The following is a 15,654-nucleotide window of genomic DNA, read 5'->3' on the forward strand; positions in this document are numbered from 1 at the left end:
ATGGCGACAACAGCAACAACCAACTCAGTGACTGGCCCGGCCGTCGTCGTCCACGGAGTTGGCGACCTCCGGATCGAAACTTACGAGCACGCAGCGCCCGAACCCCACGAAGCCGTGGTTGACATCGCCTACGGCGGAATCTGCGGCTCCGACCTGCACTACTGGCTCCACGGCGCGGCCGGGGAATCCATCCTGCGGGCACCGCTGGTCCTTGGCCACGAAGTGGTGGGCACGGTGGTCCAGGCGGCTGCCGACGGCTCCGGCCCGGCCGCAGGCACAGACGTCGCCGTCCACCCCGCCACGCCGGGCGGAGACGGGGTGCGTTATCCCGCCGACAGGCCCAACCTCTCCCCCGGCTGCACCTACCTGGGCAGCGCAGCCCGCTTCCCGCACACCCAGGGCGCCTTCAGCCGCTATTCCGTGCTGCCCGCGAGGATGCTCCGGCCGCTCCCCGAAGGACTGGAGCTGCGTGCGGCGGCCCTCGCAGAACCCGCGAGCGTTGCCTGGCACGCTGTCAGCCAGGCAGGCGCCCTCACCGGCAAGCGCGTCCTGGTCATCGGCAGCGGCCCGATAGGAAGTCTCATCGTGGCTGTGGCCAAGCGTGCCGGCGCGGCGGAAATCATTGCCGTCGACATGCACGAAGCGCCCCTCATGATCGCCCGGGCCGTTGGAGCCACAGGGACCATCCTGGCCACCGAAAATGAAGCCATCGAAGCCGTCCAGGCGGACGTTGTGCTGGAATCCTCCGGCAACCATCGAGGCCTGGCATCAGCGCTCCGAGGTGCTATGCGCGGAGGCAGGGTGGTCATGGTGGGATTACTGCCCAGCGGCGATCAGCCTGTCCCCATCTCGCTCGCCATCACCCGGGAACTCGAACTTGTTGGCTCGTTCCGCTTCAACCACGAGATCGACGACGTGCTGGCAGCCCTCGCGGACGGCTCGCTCTACGTGGACCCTGTGGTGACGCACGAGTTTCCGTCCACCCAGGCCATCGAGGCCTTCGACCTCGCCAAGGACCCCACACAGTCCGGCAAAGTCCTCATTTCCTTCCGCGATCAATAACAACTGCACCTCACCCCCAGGAGCACCAATGATTCAGACCTTCAAAGCACCTGCCCTTCGCTGCCGGCCGGCCCGGGCCATGACAGCGGGCACCGGCACGCACTGCCCGGCCAGCGGACATTGGAGCCCGGACAGCCGACTGCCGCAGAGCCAGGTTTTTTTCGAGGGCAGCGTGATGCCTCCGTTCGACGGCGCCCCGGTCGTCTGGGTGCTGTTGCCGGATGCGGACAGGCTGTAACGTGGCCGTCCAGCCGCTGAGGCCTGGCAGGCGACCGCGGTTCGAACCCATCGACGAGGAAACGCTTCGCCGCGAACTGGCGTTGAACCGGCAGCAGATGGCACAGGCTGACAGCCGAATCCGGAGCGCCCTCAGGCAGCGGCACGACAGCGTTGCCCTGGCGCTGGCCGATCGCGTCCCGGTGGCCAGGATCGCCGCCGCCGCAGGCGTCAACAAATTCGAAGTGAAGCGTCGGATCGGTGCTGGCTACACGGAGCTTCAACCTACAGGCTCGCCTGCTGATGCCCATCTCCGGGCGATCCGCAGAAACGCGCAGGAACTGGCCGCCGCCACCGACCATAAGTACGGACTGGAAGTCCGACGCCGGTCCCTCACCGTGATGGCGCTCAAGACCGACCAGCTGGACCTCTTTGAAGTCGCCTCCCTGGCCGCCGTTCCGCCGGAACGGATCCGCAGAGAGATGCGCGGAATAACGCTGCGCAGCGTGCGCCTGGCCGAATGACCCGGTCCAGTGGGCCGCAGTTGTTCATCAGGAGTAGTCAGTCAGGAGGCGGGCGAGGCTGCCTTCTTGTTTTCGTCCCAGCCGATCAAGGCTCCCCGAAGTGCTGAGACAAGACGCTCAGTGGCCTGCTGTTTGTTCAGGCCCACGGTGTTGATGAGGTCCAGGATTTCGCGGGGATCAAAAAGGATATTCCAGAGGAACAGGGCCTCATCCCCCAGCGCGCTCAGTCCAAGCTCGGCGCAGGCTTCCTCCAGCGGGCGCTGCAGGGCTTCTGCCTGCACGGCGAGGTAGAAAGCACCGGAACGCAGGCGTGCGAGGTAGCCTTCGCCGGAACGCGTGTACAGCATGGCCCCGCCGTGCCTGACCACCAGGTCCACCCATTTGCGGCTGACGGCTTCGAGCAGCTCCAGGCCGCCGGTGGTCTGCTTGAGGCTGTAGTCCCTCAGCTTCTGGCCCACGTTGAAGCGGTACTCAGCCAGGACGTCCTCTACCGAGGCGAAGTGCCGGTACGCCGTGGCGGTGGAGATCTCGGCATGCTTGGCGATGTCCGTCATATTGATGGGTCCCCGCCGGGCGGCAAACAGGGCGCCGGCCGCGTTGACCAGCTCCCTGCGGTTCCGTTGGGTGTCGCTTCGCATTCCGGGGCCCTTTTCCATGACTTCCAGCTTATTGCCTGTGCCCGGGGATCGGGCCGCACCAGCCTCGCAACGCCCCCACCAGCGTGGCGACGAGCCGCCGGGCGCTCTCGTCAGGACTCAGACCGAGCGTTTCGATCAGGTCAAAGATTTCCCGCGGGTCGAACAGGACGTTCCACAGGAACATGGCCTCGTCGCCGGCATCCTCCACGCCGAGCTCGAGGCAGGTGTCCCTGAGCGCAGGGCTGAGGGCATCGGCCTGGACTGTCAGGTGTGTGGCACCGGTGCGCAGCCGGGCCAGGTAGCCTTCGCCGGACCTGGTGTGGACCATCGCCTGGCCGTGGGCCACCACCAGGGTGACCCATTTGCTGCTGACGAGGCGCAGCAGTTCCAGCCCGGTGGCCTGCTGCTGCCGGCTAAACTCCAGGAGTTCGCTGCCGACGTCGAACCGGAACCGGGCCAGAACATCGTCCACGGAGGCGAAGTGGCGGTACGCCGTGGCCGTCGATACCTCGGCGGCCCGGGCGATGTCCGCCATGGTGGCCTGGCGGCCCTCGGCGAACAGCCGGCCTGCGGAACGGATGATGAGCTTCCGGTTGCGCAACGTATCGCTGCGCAACCCGGGAGCTGCGCCGGTGTTTGCCATCGGCGCTACTTCAACGCTGCAAGTCCGGCGGCGAGCCGTTCCACGCCGACGGTGATGGCCTCGGCACTTGCGGCGTAGGAGAGCCGCAGGTGGAACTCGCCGTTGCGGCCGAACTCGCTGCCGGGACGGACTGCCACCCCGTGGCTGCGCAGGTGCGCCACCATCTCGGCTGCCGGCAGGCCGGCGTCGTACTTCGGGAAAAGGTAGAACGCGCCCTCCGGTGAGCTGACCGTCAGGCCCGGGACGTTCTTCAACCCGTTGTACATCAGTTCACGGCGGGCTGCGTAGGAGGCGTGCATCCGCTCGATGTCCGGGCCGCAGGTCTGAAGTGCGGTGAGGGCGGCCAGCTGCACTGCGGTGTTCATGGAGCCGTTGAAGGTGTTGTGGACCCTCGCGGCGGAGGCAATGACGTCCGCGGGACCCCAGAGGTAACCCACCCGCCAGCCCGTCATGGCGTAGCTCTTGGAAAAGGTCTGGCAGTAGATGGTCCGGCCCGCCAGACCCTGGATTTCCAGCGCGGAGGTGAACGGTTCCGGCGTGTAGACCAGGTCGCTGTAGGCCTCGTCCGAGAGCACCAGGGTGTCCGTGCCGGCGATCATTTCCGCCAGGGCCTCAAGCTCGGCGCGGGAGTGGACAATCCCGGTGGGGTTGGACGGGTTGCAGAAGACAAACATCTTCGCCCCCTTGAGCGCGTCCGCCAGCAACTCCAGGTCCCAGTGCAGGTCCTCGGCGAGGGGAACCGGAACGATCGTGCCGCCTGCCATGCTGACCAGGTCCGCGTACAGCGAATAGGTGGGATCCGGGATGACCACCTTGTCGCCGGGGTTGACGGTTCCGAGGATGGCGGCGGCCAGTCCTGCCGTGCCGCCCTGGGTGATCAGCACATCGTTGGTACTGACGCCGGATCCCAGCAAAGCTCCGATCCGAATGGCGAGTTCATCCCGGAGGACCGGCTCGCCCAGCAGCGGTGAGTAGTGGGTGTAGCCGTCCTGCAGCGCCTTCGCTGCGGCGTCCCGGACCTGCTGCGGGGTGTCAAAGTCGGGTTCGCCCATGGCCAGGGACACCAGATCGCCGCTCGACTGCGGCTGCTGGACGCGGAGGGAGGTCCGGAGCACCCGCTGGACGGCGTCGGAAGGCGGGAAGCTGAGGATGCTGGGTGCTGCAGGTGTCGTCACGTGGGTGTCCTTTCAGACAAAGATTCAGTGGGGCGATCAGGCGGATGCCAGCGCCGCGGTTACTTGGGTGTCTTGGGAAGATCGGATTCGGGGGCGCCGGTCCAGCGGCTGATTTCGATGTCCCCGGAGGTGTCGCGCTGCACGGTGGGGGCGATGACGAGTTCCTGTACCACGGTCCGCTGAGGCAGCGTTGCCACCAGGTGGATGGCTCGTGCCACGTCCTCCGGCTGGACCATGGCGTCCCGTTCCTCCTGGCGCGGCGGGCGGGCACGGTTGTCCAGGATGGGCGTGGCCGTTTCACCGGGGAGGATGGTCACAGCGCGCAGTCCCTCGTTGCGGAAGGTGGTGTGCAGGTACGTCATGAAGTTCCGGACGGCGGCCTTGGCTGCACCGTACGCGGCACCGCCCAGCAGGTTCGGGGTCACGGCCGCCAGGGAGGAGACGGTGATGATGGAGCCGGTGTTGCGGCTAAGCATGTCCGGCAGTACCGCCTGCGTGAGCAGGAAAACGGCGTTGAGGTTCACGTCGAGGACCTGGTTCCATTCCTCTTCGGCGATCCAGCGCACGTTCAGGACCTTGCTGGCACTGCCGGCGTTGTTGATGAGGATGTCCACCAGACCCACGTTCCCGTGGACCCACGCCACGAGCGCATCCACCTCGGCCTTGCTGGCGATGTCTGCGGTGCGGACGTAGGACTTGCCACCTGCGGCCTCAATCTCGGCGGCCAGTTCGTCAAGCACATCCTGCCGGCGGCCCACCAGAACCAGGGCGGCACCTTCAGCCGCGAGCAGCTTGGCCGTTTCGCGGCCCATGCCCGTACCGGCGCCGGTGATGATGGCAACCTTGCCGTTCAGAAGCTCCATAATGCGTCTCTTTCGTCCGGCACGCTGCGGGAGGCAGCGCGGCAGTGGTGGCCGGGGATCCGGCTAAAACAAGAACCAAATTAGACTTGAGAATAGTTTCTCATTTGAAACTGACGTCGTCAACCGTTTCAGGCGGCGCGTGTGCTGGCTCCCGGAGCGGGATCCGCAGCCTGCACGAACGGAAGCCCGACGGCGGCAAACAGGTTGCGAACGCGCGCCTCCAGCTCGCAGAGCAGCCGCTGCTGTTCCCGCCAGCGTTCGACGGCGGCCGCCTGGCTGACCCAGCGGAAGGTCATCTTCCGGCCCGGGCTGGCCTGGCCCAGCAGCGGCAGCGAAGCCTTGGTTGCCACCGCCACGATGGGGTAGCCCGCCGTGAGCGTCCGGGACCTCCCGAGGATGATCAGTTCGTCGCCGTGTGGGATCTCAAAAGCCCCGATCGGGACGCCGTGCGAGACGATTTCGCCCAGCCCTTCCGGGTGGATGACCGGACCGTCCAGGCGGAGGCCCACGTGGTTGGATTTGCCGCCCACGGTGTAGATGCTGCTGCTCAGGAGCTCCCGGATGCCGGGAGTCCTGTCCGTTTCCGGACCGTCCACCACGTTAACAGTCCAGACGTCCGGACTGAAGTCAGGCACCGGAACGGGCAGCCGGAAGAGCGGCTGGCCCAGGTAGGGCTGGCTGAACCCGTGGTACCGGCTGGCGAGCACCACCTGCTGGCCTGCGGCGAGCTGCTGGGGGAACCCCATCCGCGATTCCGGAGCGGCGCTGCCCTTAAACCGGGGCGCGTCCAGGTCACCGCTGAACGCCAGGTAGTTGCGCATGCCGCCGGTTGCGTTGGAGATGACCACGCGGGTCCGTGCCGGCACGCAGACCGGCTGCCACAACGGCGCCGGCACTCCCCCGACCGTCAGGTCAGCCGGGGTGCCGGTGACCGAGATGAAGATGTCCTGCGAGGGAGTGAAGGAGAACCTGCCGCCCATGATTTCCACGAGGGCAGCGCGTCGCTGGTTGCCCACGAGGATGTTCGCGACGGCTGCGGAATGCTGGTCGGCGGCCCCACCGCAGGGGACGCCCATATACTCGGAGTCCTCGCGGCCCAGGTCCTGGAACGTGGACAGCCAGCCGGCTTCACCGATGGTGAGGGTGACCGCCGCGACCGACCGCTCAGCCTTCGCTGCCACGGTCGTCTCCTTCCTGGTAGGGCGCCGGCCGCTGGACTGCCGGCCGGAGGAAACGGCCTGCCAACTCGGCCCAGCCGCTTTCCGGGATGACCTGGAAGCGCACCCGGTCGCCGGGACGGTACGACGTTGCCGGGTCCTCGCGGATGTCACAGATGGTGAGGGGCGTGCGGCCGATCACCTTCCAGCCGCTGGGTCCCGGGAACGGCTGGATGATGGCGCCTGTTCCGGCCACCATCACCGACCCCGTAGCAACGTCCGTCCGGGGCTCGGTACACCGGCTGACCTGGCCGGGGAACTTCACCCCGGCCATCATCGGCGCCATCGCGGCCGCCAGCAGGTTGATGGTCAGGACCGAGGACGTGAACGCGTCGAGCGTGGCCTCCGGGCTGAGCCCCAGCTCTTCGGCCACCCCGGAAAGGTCCGGGGCGAATTCGTCGCTGACCACCATGGGGATCACGAAGTCCTTCGCGCCCTGGGCCGGCCCCGTGTCCTGCAGCCCCAGGCTGGCCACCGCAAGGTTGACGGTCTGGGCGAGCTGACCGTGGTTGACTGCCAGGCAATCGAACTCCACCAGCAGGGATTCCGCCCCCGCCACCAGGTTCAGCACCCCGTACGGCCGGACCTCCAGCAGGACGTCCCGCAGCCTCCTGGCGCCGGCCCGCCTGACCTCGGGGTCGTCGTCGGCGATGCTCAGCATCAGGGCTGAATCCCCGAAGGGCACCGCCTCGACGCCGGGAGGCCGGCGGAGGCTGCCGGCTGGCGGTGATTGCGTGGTCATATGTCCTGCTCGGTGGTGCGGGCGGCGGTCAGGGGCGGGCGGTCAGTGTCCGGAACGGGCGGTCAGGCCGCGGCGGCCGCTTTGGCTTTCCCGGCGAGGACTTCCTGGAGACCGGTGGCGGTAATGCCGGCCTTCTCCAATGCCGCGCGGAGGGCGGTGCCGTTTTCGAGGACCTGCGGGTGGTCGCCGTGGAGGAGGACGACGTCGGCATCGTGACCCAGCGGGACCACCTTGCCGGTGACTGCGCGGACGGTTCCTTCGGTGACCACCTGGACAACCCGGCGGCCGATCTCTTCAGGATCGTGCAGCAGGGCGCCCTCGCTGTTGCGTGAGACCGGCATTCCGTCTTCGCCATAGCCGCGGTCCGCCAGGAAGACGTAACCCACTTGGAGGCCGCGTTTGCGGGATTCGTCGGCCAGCAGGCCGTTCTGGCAGATGACGATGTAGGAGGGGTCGTAGGCCTTGACGGCGTCGGTAATCGCGCGGGCATGCTTGGCATCGGTCTGGGCGATGCTGCCCATCCGGCCGTGCGGGGCGACGTGGCTGATCTTGCCGCCGTGGATCCGGGCGAAGGCGTCCAGGGCGCCGATCTGGTAGAGGACGTCGGTGCGGATTTCCTCTTCGCTGGCCTCGATCAGGCGGCGGCCGAAGCCCACCAGGTCAGGGTAGCCGGGGTGGGCGCCCAGTTCGATGCCGCGTTCCACGCAGGACTTCACCGTGGCGTCCATGACGCGCGGATCGCCGGCGTGGAAGCCGCAGGCGATGTTCGACGCCGTGACCAGGCCCAGGAGGGCCTCGTCGTCGCCGATGCTGTAATTTCCGTAGCTCTCGCCGAGGTCTGCAACGACGGCGACTGATTTGATGCTCAAGGTAACTCCCGGAGGTTCTTGTTGTGGTGCTGGATGGTCCAACGACGGCGGCCTGCCTGCAAAGGCCGGGGGCCGCCGTCGTTCGTGTTTTCTTAGTGGGTCTGGAGCGGCTGCCCCTTGGTTTCCTTCAGGAAGTAGACGGACGTGAGGGTGATGATGGCCGTGCCGATCGCGGCGTAGGCCGGGACCATGCTGTTGCCCGTGGCCTTGATGACTTCCGTCATCACCAGCGGGGCACTTCCGCCGAAAATGATGGTGCTGATGCTGAAGCCGATGCTGTAGGCGCTGTAGCGCACCGTGGTGGGGAACATTTCGGTCAGCACGGTGTGGACGACGGCGGCATGGCCGGAGAAGGCGATGGCCATCACCACGGTGGCGATGCAGGCCAGGGTCATGTTGCCGGTGGTGATCATCGCGAACATCGGGTAGGACACCAGTGCCATCAGGATGGCGGAACCTGCCAGGACCGGCTTGCGGCCGATCCGGTCGGACAGCCGGGCCATCAGGGGGATGCTGATGATGATGGCCACCAGGCTGACGGCGGTCACCATCAGGGCCTGCACCATGGTGAAGTTGTTGCCCGTGCCGAGCTGGGTCTTGAGGTAGGTGGGCATGTAGGCGAACAGCAGGTAGTAGCCGGGTCCGTTCAGGGCGGGCAGGAAGATGGTCAGCACAATGGCCTTCAGGTGGCGCTTGGAGGTGAAGACAGCCTTCAACGGGTTGGGTTCCACTTCATTGCGCTCCCGCAGGGCGGCGAAGTGCGGGGTGTCCTCCATCTTGGAGCGGATGTAGTAGCCCACGTAGCCCAGCGGAAGGGCGAAGAGGAACGGGATGCGCCAGGCCCAGGATTCCATGGTGGCGTCCCCGAGGGTGGTGATGAGGGTGGCGGAGAGTGCGCTGCCGAAGAGGAGCGCGCAGAACGAACCCACCGCGATGAAACTCATGTTGAAGTTGCGGTGCTTGTTGTGCGCGTACTCGCCGACGAACGCCATGGCACCGGCCACTTCACCGCCGGCAGAGAAACCCTGCAGGATGCGGAACAGGATAAGGAGGGCCGGAGCCGCCCAGCCAATTACCGAGGAGGAAGGGATCAGGCCAATACAGGCCGTCGCCCCGGAGATCAGGAGCAGCAGGACGGCCAGGAGGTTCTTGCGGCCCAGCTTGTCACCCAGGAAGCCGCAGATCACGCTGCCAAAGGGCCTGGCGAGGAAGCTGACCAGGAAGCCAACGTTGGTCAGCAACAAGGATCCGAGGTCCTTGGATCCCATGATGTTGATGGCCAGGTAGGTGGTCAGCAACCCGTAGATGCCGTAGTCGTACCACTCCACGAAGGAGCCCATGGTGCCGGCGACGGTGGCTTTGCGCACCATCTTTCCGTCAGCGGTAACAACCTTGATTTGTGCGGTATTCAGTTCCACTGAGTCCGTCGATGCAGTAGTCATTAGGTCTCTCTCAGTCTAGGGCTGGTCCAACGCGCCGGAGAAGCGGAGGTCAACTGTATTCGCGGGTGATTTCGGCCGTCATTTCGGCCTCGTGGGCGGCAACAGCGATGACGCGTTCCAGGATTTCGGCCGCTCGGGCGGCCGGGATGATGACGACGCCGTCGTCATCTGCGGCGACGATGTCACCGGCAGCACACACAATGCCGCCAATGGCCACCGGTTCGCCAATCACGCCGGGGCCGTTCTTGAACGGACCGGCGGGGGTGACGCCGCGGGCGAAGACAGGGAACTTGATCTCGCTGATCGTGTGGCGGTCGCGGATGTAGCCGTCGATCACGGCACCGGTGGCGCCGGCGGCCTCGAAGCGCTGTGACAGCTGCTCGCCGATCAGGGCGCGGTGTTCGTGCCCGAAGCCGTTGATGACCACCACGTCGCCGGGCTCAATGTAGCCCAGGGCCTCGATCACTGCTGCGTTATCGCCCGCAGCACCCAGCACCGGCAGCGCCGACCCCACGCAATGGGCGCCTTCCCACACGGCGCTGATGCCGCCGTCGACGATTCCCAACCGTTCCATCGCGTCACCGATGTTGGCCACCGGGAAAGCCGCGAAGGCCTCTACGAGTTCTTTGCGAAGGCGGGTCCAGGTGGCCTTGCGGACCGTGAGATCAAGTGTTGTTGCCATTGTTGTCACCTTTGTTGGTTCAGTGGACGACGCCGGCCCCCGACTTGATCAGTCAGATGAGGCGGCAATCACATATGAGAAAAGTTTCGCGTTTCATTGGCCGTCCGTCAAGGGGGTCTGCGTGATTGGCCCAAATAAGTCGGGCCAATGTTGCCAGCAGGTAAATTCACCGCCCGGCCAGGTTACGGCTGTGTGTCAGCTCACAAAAAAGCGTTGACTTGCCCGGATGAATAAGAGAAACTCTTCTCATTCGCGAACTTTCTCGCAGATTATCCCCCGCTGTTTCGAGGAGACACCATGCACGGAAGAATTACAGGCCTGGCCGCAGCCGCGGCGGCTGCGGCGCTGCTGCTGACCGGCTGCACCACCGGCACCACCCCCACCGGGACCGGCGGAAGCGCGGGACCCTCCACGGACACCATCCGGACCGCGCTGAATTCGGATCCCACCACGTTCAACGCAGCCAAGGCCAACGCGAAGGACGACTACGAAGTAGCCCGCTTCCTCTTCGACACCGTGGTGCGCCGTGACGCTGACGGCCAGTTCATCGGGGGCCTGGCCACCGAGTGGACGTCGACGGCGACTGCCGCGTCGCTGACCATCCGCAAGGACGCCACCTGCGCCGACGGCACGGTCATCACCCCATCCATCGTGGCCAAGTCGCTGAGCTACTTCGCCGATCCGGCCACCAAGAACAACTTCGGCAAGCTCGTCTTTGGCCCGGGCCAGCCCACCATCACCGCCGACGACGCCGCGGGCACCGTTTCGGTCAAGCTTGCCCAGCCGTGGTCCGAACTCATCGGCGGCCTGACCCTGGCCCAGACCGGCATCATCTGCCCCGCCGGGCTCGCGGACCTTGAGGGGCTCGCCAAAGGCTCAGTGCAGGGAGCCTTCTCAGGCCCCTACACCTTGACCAAGGCCAGCCACGGCGTCAGCTACGACATGACCCTGCGCGATGACTACAAGGCCTGGCCTAAGTGGTCCAAGGAGCTTGAAGGAACGCCGGCCAAAACTGTCCGGTTCTTCCCCGGCGTCAACAAGACCACGGTGGCGAACCAGTTGCTGACCAGTGAATTGGACATCTCCGACATTGCGCCGGCGGACACTGCCCGCTTTGAAGGGAACAAGGACTACGCCGTCACCTCCGTGCCGTTCGCCGGAATCTTCCTGCTGTTCAACCAGCGCGAAGGAAGCCCGTTCACGGACCCCGCCCTCCGCAAGGCGGTTGCACAGCTGATGAACCAGCAGGCCTTCAATGCCGCCGCGTACGCCAACAAGGGCATCCCCTACACCTCCATCGTCGCTCCCACCGTGGCCTGCGCCCTGGAGGACAATTCACACTTCACGAAGGAAGACGCCGAGGCGGCTGAGGCAGTGCTCGCCGGCAAGTCCTTCAAGATGGTGGGCACCACCAGCATCGGCCCCAACGGCGCAGGCAGCACGTACGTCCAGGAAGCCCTCCGGGCGGCCGGCGCCACGGTCAACCTGAACCTCGTGGACAACGGCACCTGGGCCACCATGACCCAGACCAAGCCGGAGACCTGGGACCTGACCATCCAGGGCGACGCGAACTTCGTAGGCACCGTGGCAGCGTCCCTGACCCGCATCGCGGGCGTCCCCACAGAAAAGGGCGGCCGCAACATCGGCGGCGGCGAGAACGCAGACATCCTGGCCGAAATCACCACGGCGCAGTCCGCCACGGACCAGGCCCAGAGGTGCGAGGCCTACGAACGGGCGCAGATCAGCATCCTGGAAGACAACGATATTGTCCCCTTCGTCGGCGAACCCCAGATCGTTGCCCAGCGCGCAGGATTCTCCATCCAGGCGCCCTCAGGCATCGTCGACTACGCCACCATGCGCATCACTAAGTAAGGCCAAGGACCATGACTGAACCGACCATGCTGAACAGGGAAAGTGCCCTGTTCAGCAACCCCCCGGGGGCCCCGACGGGCCCCCGGGGCGGGCTCCGCAACCTCTCCCCCTGGGCCAGTTACGGCCTGCGCCGTGCAGGCGGAGTGCTGCTGTCCGTAATCCTCCTCGTGGTGGTTACTTTCTTCATGGTCCCGCTCATCCCCGGCGACCCGGCAGTGGCAGTCGCCGGTGCCGACGCCACCACCGAGCAGATCGAGGCCATCCGGGAGGGCCTGGGGCTGAACCAGCCCCTGCACCTGCAGTTCATCGCGTACGTCGGCAACCTGCTCACCGGCAACCTCGGCGAATCCTTCGCGTACAGCACGTCCGTATCCTCGATCATCGCCACGAAGCTGCCCTTCACGGCAGAACTCGCCGTGCTGGGCATCATCGTGACCCTGCTGGTTTCGATTCCGGCAGGGATGGTGGTGGGGATCCTGACCCGCGGCGGACGCCGGAAGTGGCTGGACGTGTCCTTCGGTATGCTCACCGGCTTCTTTCAGGCTGTGCCGCAGTACGTTATCGCCACGATGCTTGTGGTCGTTTTCGCCATCATCCTCAAGGTCCTCCCGGCCGCCGGTGCAGCAACCCTCAGTTCCTTGATCCTCCCCATCGTTGGCCTCTCGGTTGCCCCTATCTGCTCGATCGCCCGTGTGGTCCGCCGAGAAACCTCGACGGTCCTGGAGCAGGACTACCTGCGGACAGCCCGCGGGTGGCGCCTGCCGCCACTGCGGCTCTACGCCCGCCATGCCCTGCCTAACCTGATGACGACCACCTTGACCCTCGCCGGGCTGATCCTGGCCGGCATGCTCGGCGGCGCGATCATCATCGAAAACGTCTTCAACTGGCCCGGGCTCGGCAAGGAAATCGTCACGGCCATCATCAACAAGGACTACCCGGTCATCCAGGGCATCATCCTGGTCCTTGGCTTCCTCGCCATCATCCTGAACCTGCTGGTTGACGTCATCCTTGGAATCATCGATCCGCGCACCCTCGGAGGAGGAAAGTCCAATGGCTGAAAAACGCCTTAAGAGCCGTTTCCGGTGGACCACCGGCCTGATTATTGGCATCGCACTGATGGCCGTCATGGTCCTCATCGGTCTCCTCGCACCCCTGTTCCTCACCGAAGCCGCCGAGAAGCTCACGGCCAACGCCTCCCAAGGGCCCAGCGCCGCACATTGGCTGGGAACTGACGACTTCGGCCGCGACGTACTCGCCCGCTCGCTCGTGGCCACGCGGCTCACGCTGATCATGACGGCAGCCACAACGGTCATCTCGGTCGTGGGAGGCGTTTTGATCGGCACCTTCATCTGGTTGGCCCCTGCAAAGGTCCGCAACGCCGTCCTGCGCGTCATCGATGCCGCCGTCGCCTATCCCAGCCTCATTTTCGCGCTGCTCATTGCCGCAATCCTCGGACAGGGAGCCTGGTCTGCCGTCCTGGCTATCGCCATCGCCAGCATTCCGGCCTTCGCCCGGCTGACTGCAAACATGGCTGCCTCGATCTCCCAGCGCAATTACGTGTCCACGGCACGCCTGCTGGGCGTCCCAGGTCCACGCATCATCACGCGGCACCTGCTGCCGAACATGGCAGAACCGCTGCTGGTGCTGACCGCTACTGTGTTTGCCACCACCCTCATCGAACTGTCCAGCCTCTCGTTCATCGGGCTCGGCGTCCAGAACCCTGAGTACGATTTCGGGCGCCTGCTCAACGAGGCACTCGTGAACATCTACTCCCAACCGCTGCAGGCCGTGATGCCCTCGATCATGATCACTGTTGCGGGGTTGAGCGCCATGCTCATCGGCGATGGTCTTGCCGCTGCCACGGACCCGCGCGGCGGGCGGAAGTTCGGCAGTGTCAAGGCTGCCTCCGAGCTCCCGGCGTCAATGCGGGCGGACCGGGAAGCGCTGGTGGAGGTGGACAACCTCACCGTCCTGACCCCCAATGGCGTGCCACTGGTCAAGGGTGTGTCACTGAGCATCAAAGCGGGCGAAGTGGTGGGACTCGTGGGTGAATCCGGCTCCGGAAAATCCCTCACGGCCATGTCCATCGCCGGCTTGCTTCCGGAGGAACTCACCGTCCGTGCGCACTCAATGCGCCTCGGCGAACTGGACCTGCTCAAGAAGAACGATCCGCGCACGCTGGCGACCTCCATCGGGCTGGTCTACCAGGATCCCGGCACCAGCTTCAACCCGGCCCTGCGGATTGGGTCCCAGTTGACGGAAGTCAGCACGGTGCACCTGAAGCAGTCCCGGAAGACCGCCTTTGACCGGATGGTCAAAGCACTGGCGGACATCCGGATCACCCAGCCGGAAACGCGGATGAAGCAGCACCCGCACGAGCTCTCCGGCGGCATGCTCCAGCGCGCCATGATTGCCTCCACCCTGGTCACGGACCCCCGGCTGATCATCGCGGATGAACCCACCACAGCACTGGACGTTACGGTCCAGGCGGATGTCCTGCGGCAGTTCCGCACCATCAACCGGGAAATGGGCACGGCCATGCTGTTCATCTCCCACGACATCGGCGTGGTGCAGGCACTGTGCGACAAGGTAATTGTGATGAACGGCGGCAAGATCCTCGAACGGCTTACCGGCGCTCAACTGGCCGCCGGAGATGTCAAGCACCCGTACACCAAGGCACTGCTGGCCGCGACGCCGAGTATCGCCGAACGCAAAACAGAACTCGTCGCCGTCCGCGCGGAGGACTTCACCTTCGATGAAATCACCGACGAAACGCCCGGACCGGTTCAGTCTGGCTCGGTCCGGACGGATACAGAGAGGCTCCAGCCATGACAACCACACCGACCTCCGGCGCCCCCGTGCTGGAAGTCCGCGACCTGGAAGTCACCTTCGGGTCCGGGCAGTCAGCGGCAAAGGTCCTCAAGGGCGTCTCAGCCACCATTGAACGCGGCAAGACCCTCGGCATCGTGGGCGAATCCGGTTCAGGCAAGTCAACCTTGGCCAAGGCCATCGTCGGGCTGAACCCGGCCAGCGCCGGCAGCATCTGGATCAACGGCGCTGACGTGGCCCGCATGACGTCGGCACAGCGCCGTGCCATGCGTCGGGAGGTCCAGATGATCCCCCAGGATCCGTATTCCTCGCTTAACCCCCGCCGCACCATCGGGCAGACACTCGCCGAAGCAATCGACCCCGTCAAATCGAATCCGCGTGCCCATCGGGAAAAGATCTCGTACTGGCTTTCCACCATCCGCCTGGATGCCGATGTTGCCGAGCGTTATCCGCACGAATTTTCGGGCGGGCAGCGCCAACGCATTGCCATTGCGCGGGCACTGGCAGTGGGGCCCAAGCTGATCATCGCCGATGAAATCACCTCGGCACTGGACCTGTCCGTCCAGGCGGAAATCCTGAACCTCATCAGTCGCCTGCGCACCGAACTGGACCTGACCATGGCCTTCATTTCCCACGACCTGGACGTTGTACACCATGTCAGCGACGAGATCATGGTCCTCTTCCACGGGGAAGTGGTGGAGCACGGCGACGTGGACAGCGTCTACGGCAACCCCCGGCATCCCTACACGCGCAAACTGATCGATTCCGTCCCAGGCGGCCCGGGCTTCGACATCGGAGAACGCCGGGCAGCCGTCGCCTGACGCTTTTCCTGAAGACGCGACTTCGCAGAGAACAACTACTTCCTAACGAACAGGTTCAT

The 15,654-nt window shown here is 65.4% G+C and carries 16 protein-coding genes; 7 read left to right on the top strand and 9 right to left on the bottom strand.

Going from position 1 to position 15,654, the window contains the following annotated elements; translation table 11 throughout:
* The 3 genes from AC1MCA_RS01360 to AC1MCA_RS01370 are packed head-to-tail and all read left to right on the top strand — an operon-like array spanning position 1 to position 1,802.
* Positions 1 to 1,062: an L-idonate 5-dehydrogenase gene (locus AC1MCA_RS01360; protein WP_479800668.1), complete on the top strand. Its 1,062-nt coding sequence runs from the start codon at positions 1 to 3 to the stop codon at positions 1,060 to 1,062.
* Between the two features lie 28 nt (positions 1,063 to 1,090).
* Positions 1,091 to 1,300, top strand: a complete 210-nt coding sequence (locus AC1MCA_RS01365; protein ID WP_479800670.1) for a hypothetical protein — start codon at positions 1,091 to 1,093, stop codon at positions 1,298 to 1,300.
* Between the two features lies 1 nt (position 1,301).
* Complete coding sequence (locus AC1MCA_RS01370) at positions 1,302 to 1,802, top strand: hypothetical protein (protein WP_479800672.1); 501 nt, start codon at positions 1,302 to 1,304, stop codon at positions 1,800 to 1,802.
* A 41-nt stretch (positions 1,803 to 1,843) separates the two neighbouring features.
* Here the strand turns inward: AC1MCA_RS01370 and AC1MCA_RS01375 are convergent, their stop codons facing one another.
* The 9 genes from AC1MCA_RS01375 to AC1MCA_RS01415 all read right to left on the bottom strand — a co-directional run bounded on the left by AC1MCA_RS01375 (position 1,844) and on the right by AC1MCA_RS01415 (position 10,073).
* The gene (locus AC1MCA_RS01375) at positions 1,844 to 2,458 is read right to left on the bottom strand and encodes a TetR/AcrR family transcriptional regulator (RefSeq protein ID WP_479800673.1); all 615 of its coding nucleotides are present in this window, start codon (positions 2,456 to 2,458) and stop codon (positions 1,844 to 1,846) included.
* 10 nt (positions 2,459 to 2,468) lie between these two features.
* Positions 2,469 to 3,083 carry a TetR/AcrR family transcriptional regulator gene (locus AC1MCA_RS01380; protein WP_479800675.1) on the bottom strand — a complete coding sequence of 205 codons (615 nt, stop codon included), beginning with the start codon at positions 3,081 to 3,083 and terminating at the stop codon, positions 2,469 to 2,471.
* Positions 3,084 to 3,088: 5 nt separating this feature from the next.
* Positions 3,089 to 4,258, bottom strand: a complete 1,170-nt coding sequence (locus AC1MCA_RS01385; RefSeq protein WP_479800677.1) for a pyridoxal phosphate-dependent aminotransferase — start codon at positions 4,256 to 4,258, stop codon at positions 3,089 to 3,091.
* Positions 4,259 to 4,317: 59 nt separating this feature from the next.
* On the bottom strand, positions 4,318 to 5,121 hold the full coding sequence (locus tag AC1MCA_RS01390) for an SDR family oxidoreductase (RefSeq protein ID WP_479800679.1): 804 nt from the start codon (positions 5,119 to 5,121) through the stop codon (positions 4,318 to 4,320).
* Positions 5,122 to 5,249: 128 nt separating this feature from the next.
* Positions 5,250 to 6,302: a 5-oxoprolinase subunit C family protein gene (locus AC1MCA_RS01395; protein ID WP_479800681.1), complete on the bottom strand. Its 1,053-nt coding sequence runs from the start codon at positions 6,300 to 6,302 to the stop codon at positions 5,250 to 5,252.
* Entirely contained in the window at positions 6,286 to 7,080 is a 795-nt protein-coding gene (locus AC1MCA_RS01400; RefSeq protein ID WP_479800683.1) for a carboxyltransferase domain-containing protein, read from the bottom strand. Before AC1MCA_RS01400 ends, AC1MCA_RS01395 begins: the two co-directional genes overlap by 17 nt.
* A 62-nt stretch (positions 7,081 to 7,142) precedes the next feature.
* Complete coding sequence (locus AC1MCA_RS01405) at positions 7,143 to 7,949, bottom strand: LamB/YcsF family protein (RefSeq protein WP_479800685.1); 807 nt, start codon at positions 7,947 to 7,949, stop codon at positions 7,143 to 7,145.
* Positions 7,950 to 8,041: 92 nt separating this feature from the next.
* On the bottom strand, positions 8,042 to 9,391 hold the full coding sequence (locus AC1MCA_RS01410) for an MFS transporter (RefSeq protein WP_479800686.1): 1,350 nt from the start codon (positions 9,389 to 9,391) through the stop codon (positions 8,042 to 8,044).
* 49 nt (positions 9,392 to 9,440) lie between these two features.
* Positions 9,441 to 10,073, bottom strand: a complete 633-nt coding sequence (locus tag AC1MCA_RS01415; RefSeq protein ID WP_479800688.1) for an RraA family protein — start codon at positions 10,071 to 10,073, stop codon at positions 9,441 to 9,443.
* Between the two features lie 297 nt (positions 10,074 to 10,370).
* Between AC1MCA_RS01415 and AC1MCA_RS01420 the strand changes: the two genes are divergently transcribed.
* The 4 genes from AC1MCA_RS01420 to AC1MCA_RS01435 are packed head-to-tail and all read left to right on the top strand — an operon-like array spanning position 10,371 to position 15,595.
* Positions 10,371 to 11,945 (top strand): ABC transporter substrate-binding protein, encoded by a 1,575-nt coding sequence (locus AC1MCA_RS01420; protein ID WP_479800690.1) that lies wholly within the window; start codon positions 10,371 to 10,373, stop codon positions 11,943 to 11,945.
* Between the two features lie 11 nt (positions 11,946 to 11,956).
* Positions 11,957 to 13,003 carry an ABC transporter permease gene (locus AC1MCA_RS01425; RefSeq protein WP_479800692.1) on the top strand — a complete coding sequence of 349 codons (1,047 nt, stop codon included), beginning with the start codon at positions 11,957 to 11,959 and terminating at the stop codon, positions 13,001 to 13,003.
* Entirely contained in the window at positions 12,996 to 14,777 is a 1,782-nt protein-coding gene (locus AC1MCA_RS01430; protein ID WP_479800694.1) for a dipeptide/oligopeptide/nickel ABC transporter permease/ATP-binding protein, read from the top strand. The genes AC1MCA_RS01425 and AC1MCA_RS01430 overlap by 8 nt, the downstream gene beginning before the upstream one ends.
* Complete coding sequence (locus AC1MCA_RS01435) at positions 14,774 to 15,595, top strand: ABC transporter ATP-binding protein (protein ID WP_479800696.1); 822 nt, start codon at positions 14,774 to 14,776, stop codon at positions 15,593 to 15,595. Before AC1MCA_RS01430 ends, AC1MCA_RS01435 begins: the two co-directional genes overlap by 4 nt.
* Positions 15,596 to 15,654 lie beyond the last annotated feature (59 nt).

The organism is Arthrobacter sp. BK1, from assembly GCF_056680055.1.

Excerpts from the sequence above, each read along its gene's own strand:
- AC1MCA_RS01365 (WP_479800670.1), top strand. The coding sequence starts at position 1,091 with ATGATTCAGACCTTCAAAGCACCTGCCCTTCGCTGCCGGCCGGCCCGG.
- AC1MCA_RS01400 (WP_479800683.1), bottom strand. The coding sequence starts at position 7,080 with ATGACCACGCAATCACCGCCAGCCGGCAGCCTCCGCCGGCCTCCCGGC.
- AC1MCA_RS01415 (WP_479800688.1), bottom strand. The coding sequence starts at position 10,073 with ATGGCAACAACACTTGATCTCACGGTCCGCAAGGCCACCTGGACCCGC.
- AC1MCA_RS01425 (WP_479800692.1), top strand. The coding sequence starts at position 11,957 with ATGACTGAACCGACCATGCTGAACAGGGAAAGTGCCCTGTTCAGCAAC.
- AC1MCA_RS01375 (WP_479800673.1), bottom strand. The coding sequence starts at position 2,458 with ATGGAAAAGGGCCCCGGAATGCGAAGCGACACCCAACGGAACCGCAGG.
- AC1MCA_RS01390 (WP_479800679.1), bottom strand. The coding sequence starts at position 5,121 with ATGGAGCTTCTGAACGGCAAGGTTGCCATCATCACCGGCGCCGGTACG.
- AC1MCA_RS01420 (WP_479800690.1), top strand. The coding sequence starts at position 10,371 with ATGCACGGAAGAATTACAGGCCTGGCCGCAGCCGCGGCGGCTGCGGCG.
- AC1MCA_RS01380 (WP_479800675.1), bottom strand. The coding sequence starts at position 3,083 with ATGGCAAACACCGGCGCAGCTCCCGGGTTGCGCAGCGATACGTTGCGC.
- AC1MCA_RS01360 (WP_479800668.1), top strand. The coding sequence starts at position 1 with ATGGCGACAACAGCAACAACCAACTCAGTGACTGGCCCGGCCGTCGTC.
- AC1MCA_RS01435 (WP_479800696.1), top strand. The coding sequence starts at position 14,774 with ATGACAACCACACCGACCTCCGGCGCCCCCGTGCTGGAAGTCCGCGAC.
- AC1MCA_RS01430 (WP_479800694.1), top strand. The coding sequence starts at position 12,996 with ATGGCTGAAAAACGCCTTAAGAGCCGTTTCCGGTGGACCACCGGCCTG.
- AC1MCA_RS01410 (WP_479800686.1), bottom strand. The coding sequence starts at position 9,391 with ATGACTACTGCATCGACGGACTCAGTGGAACTGAATACCGCACAAATC.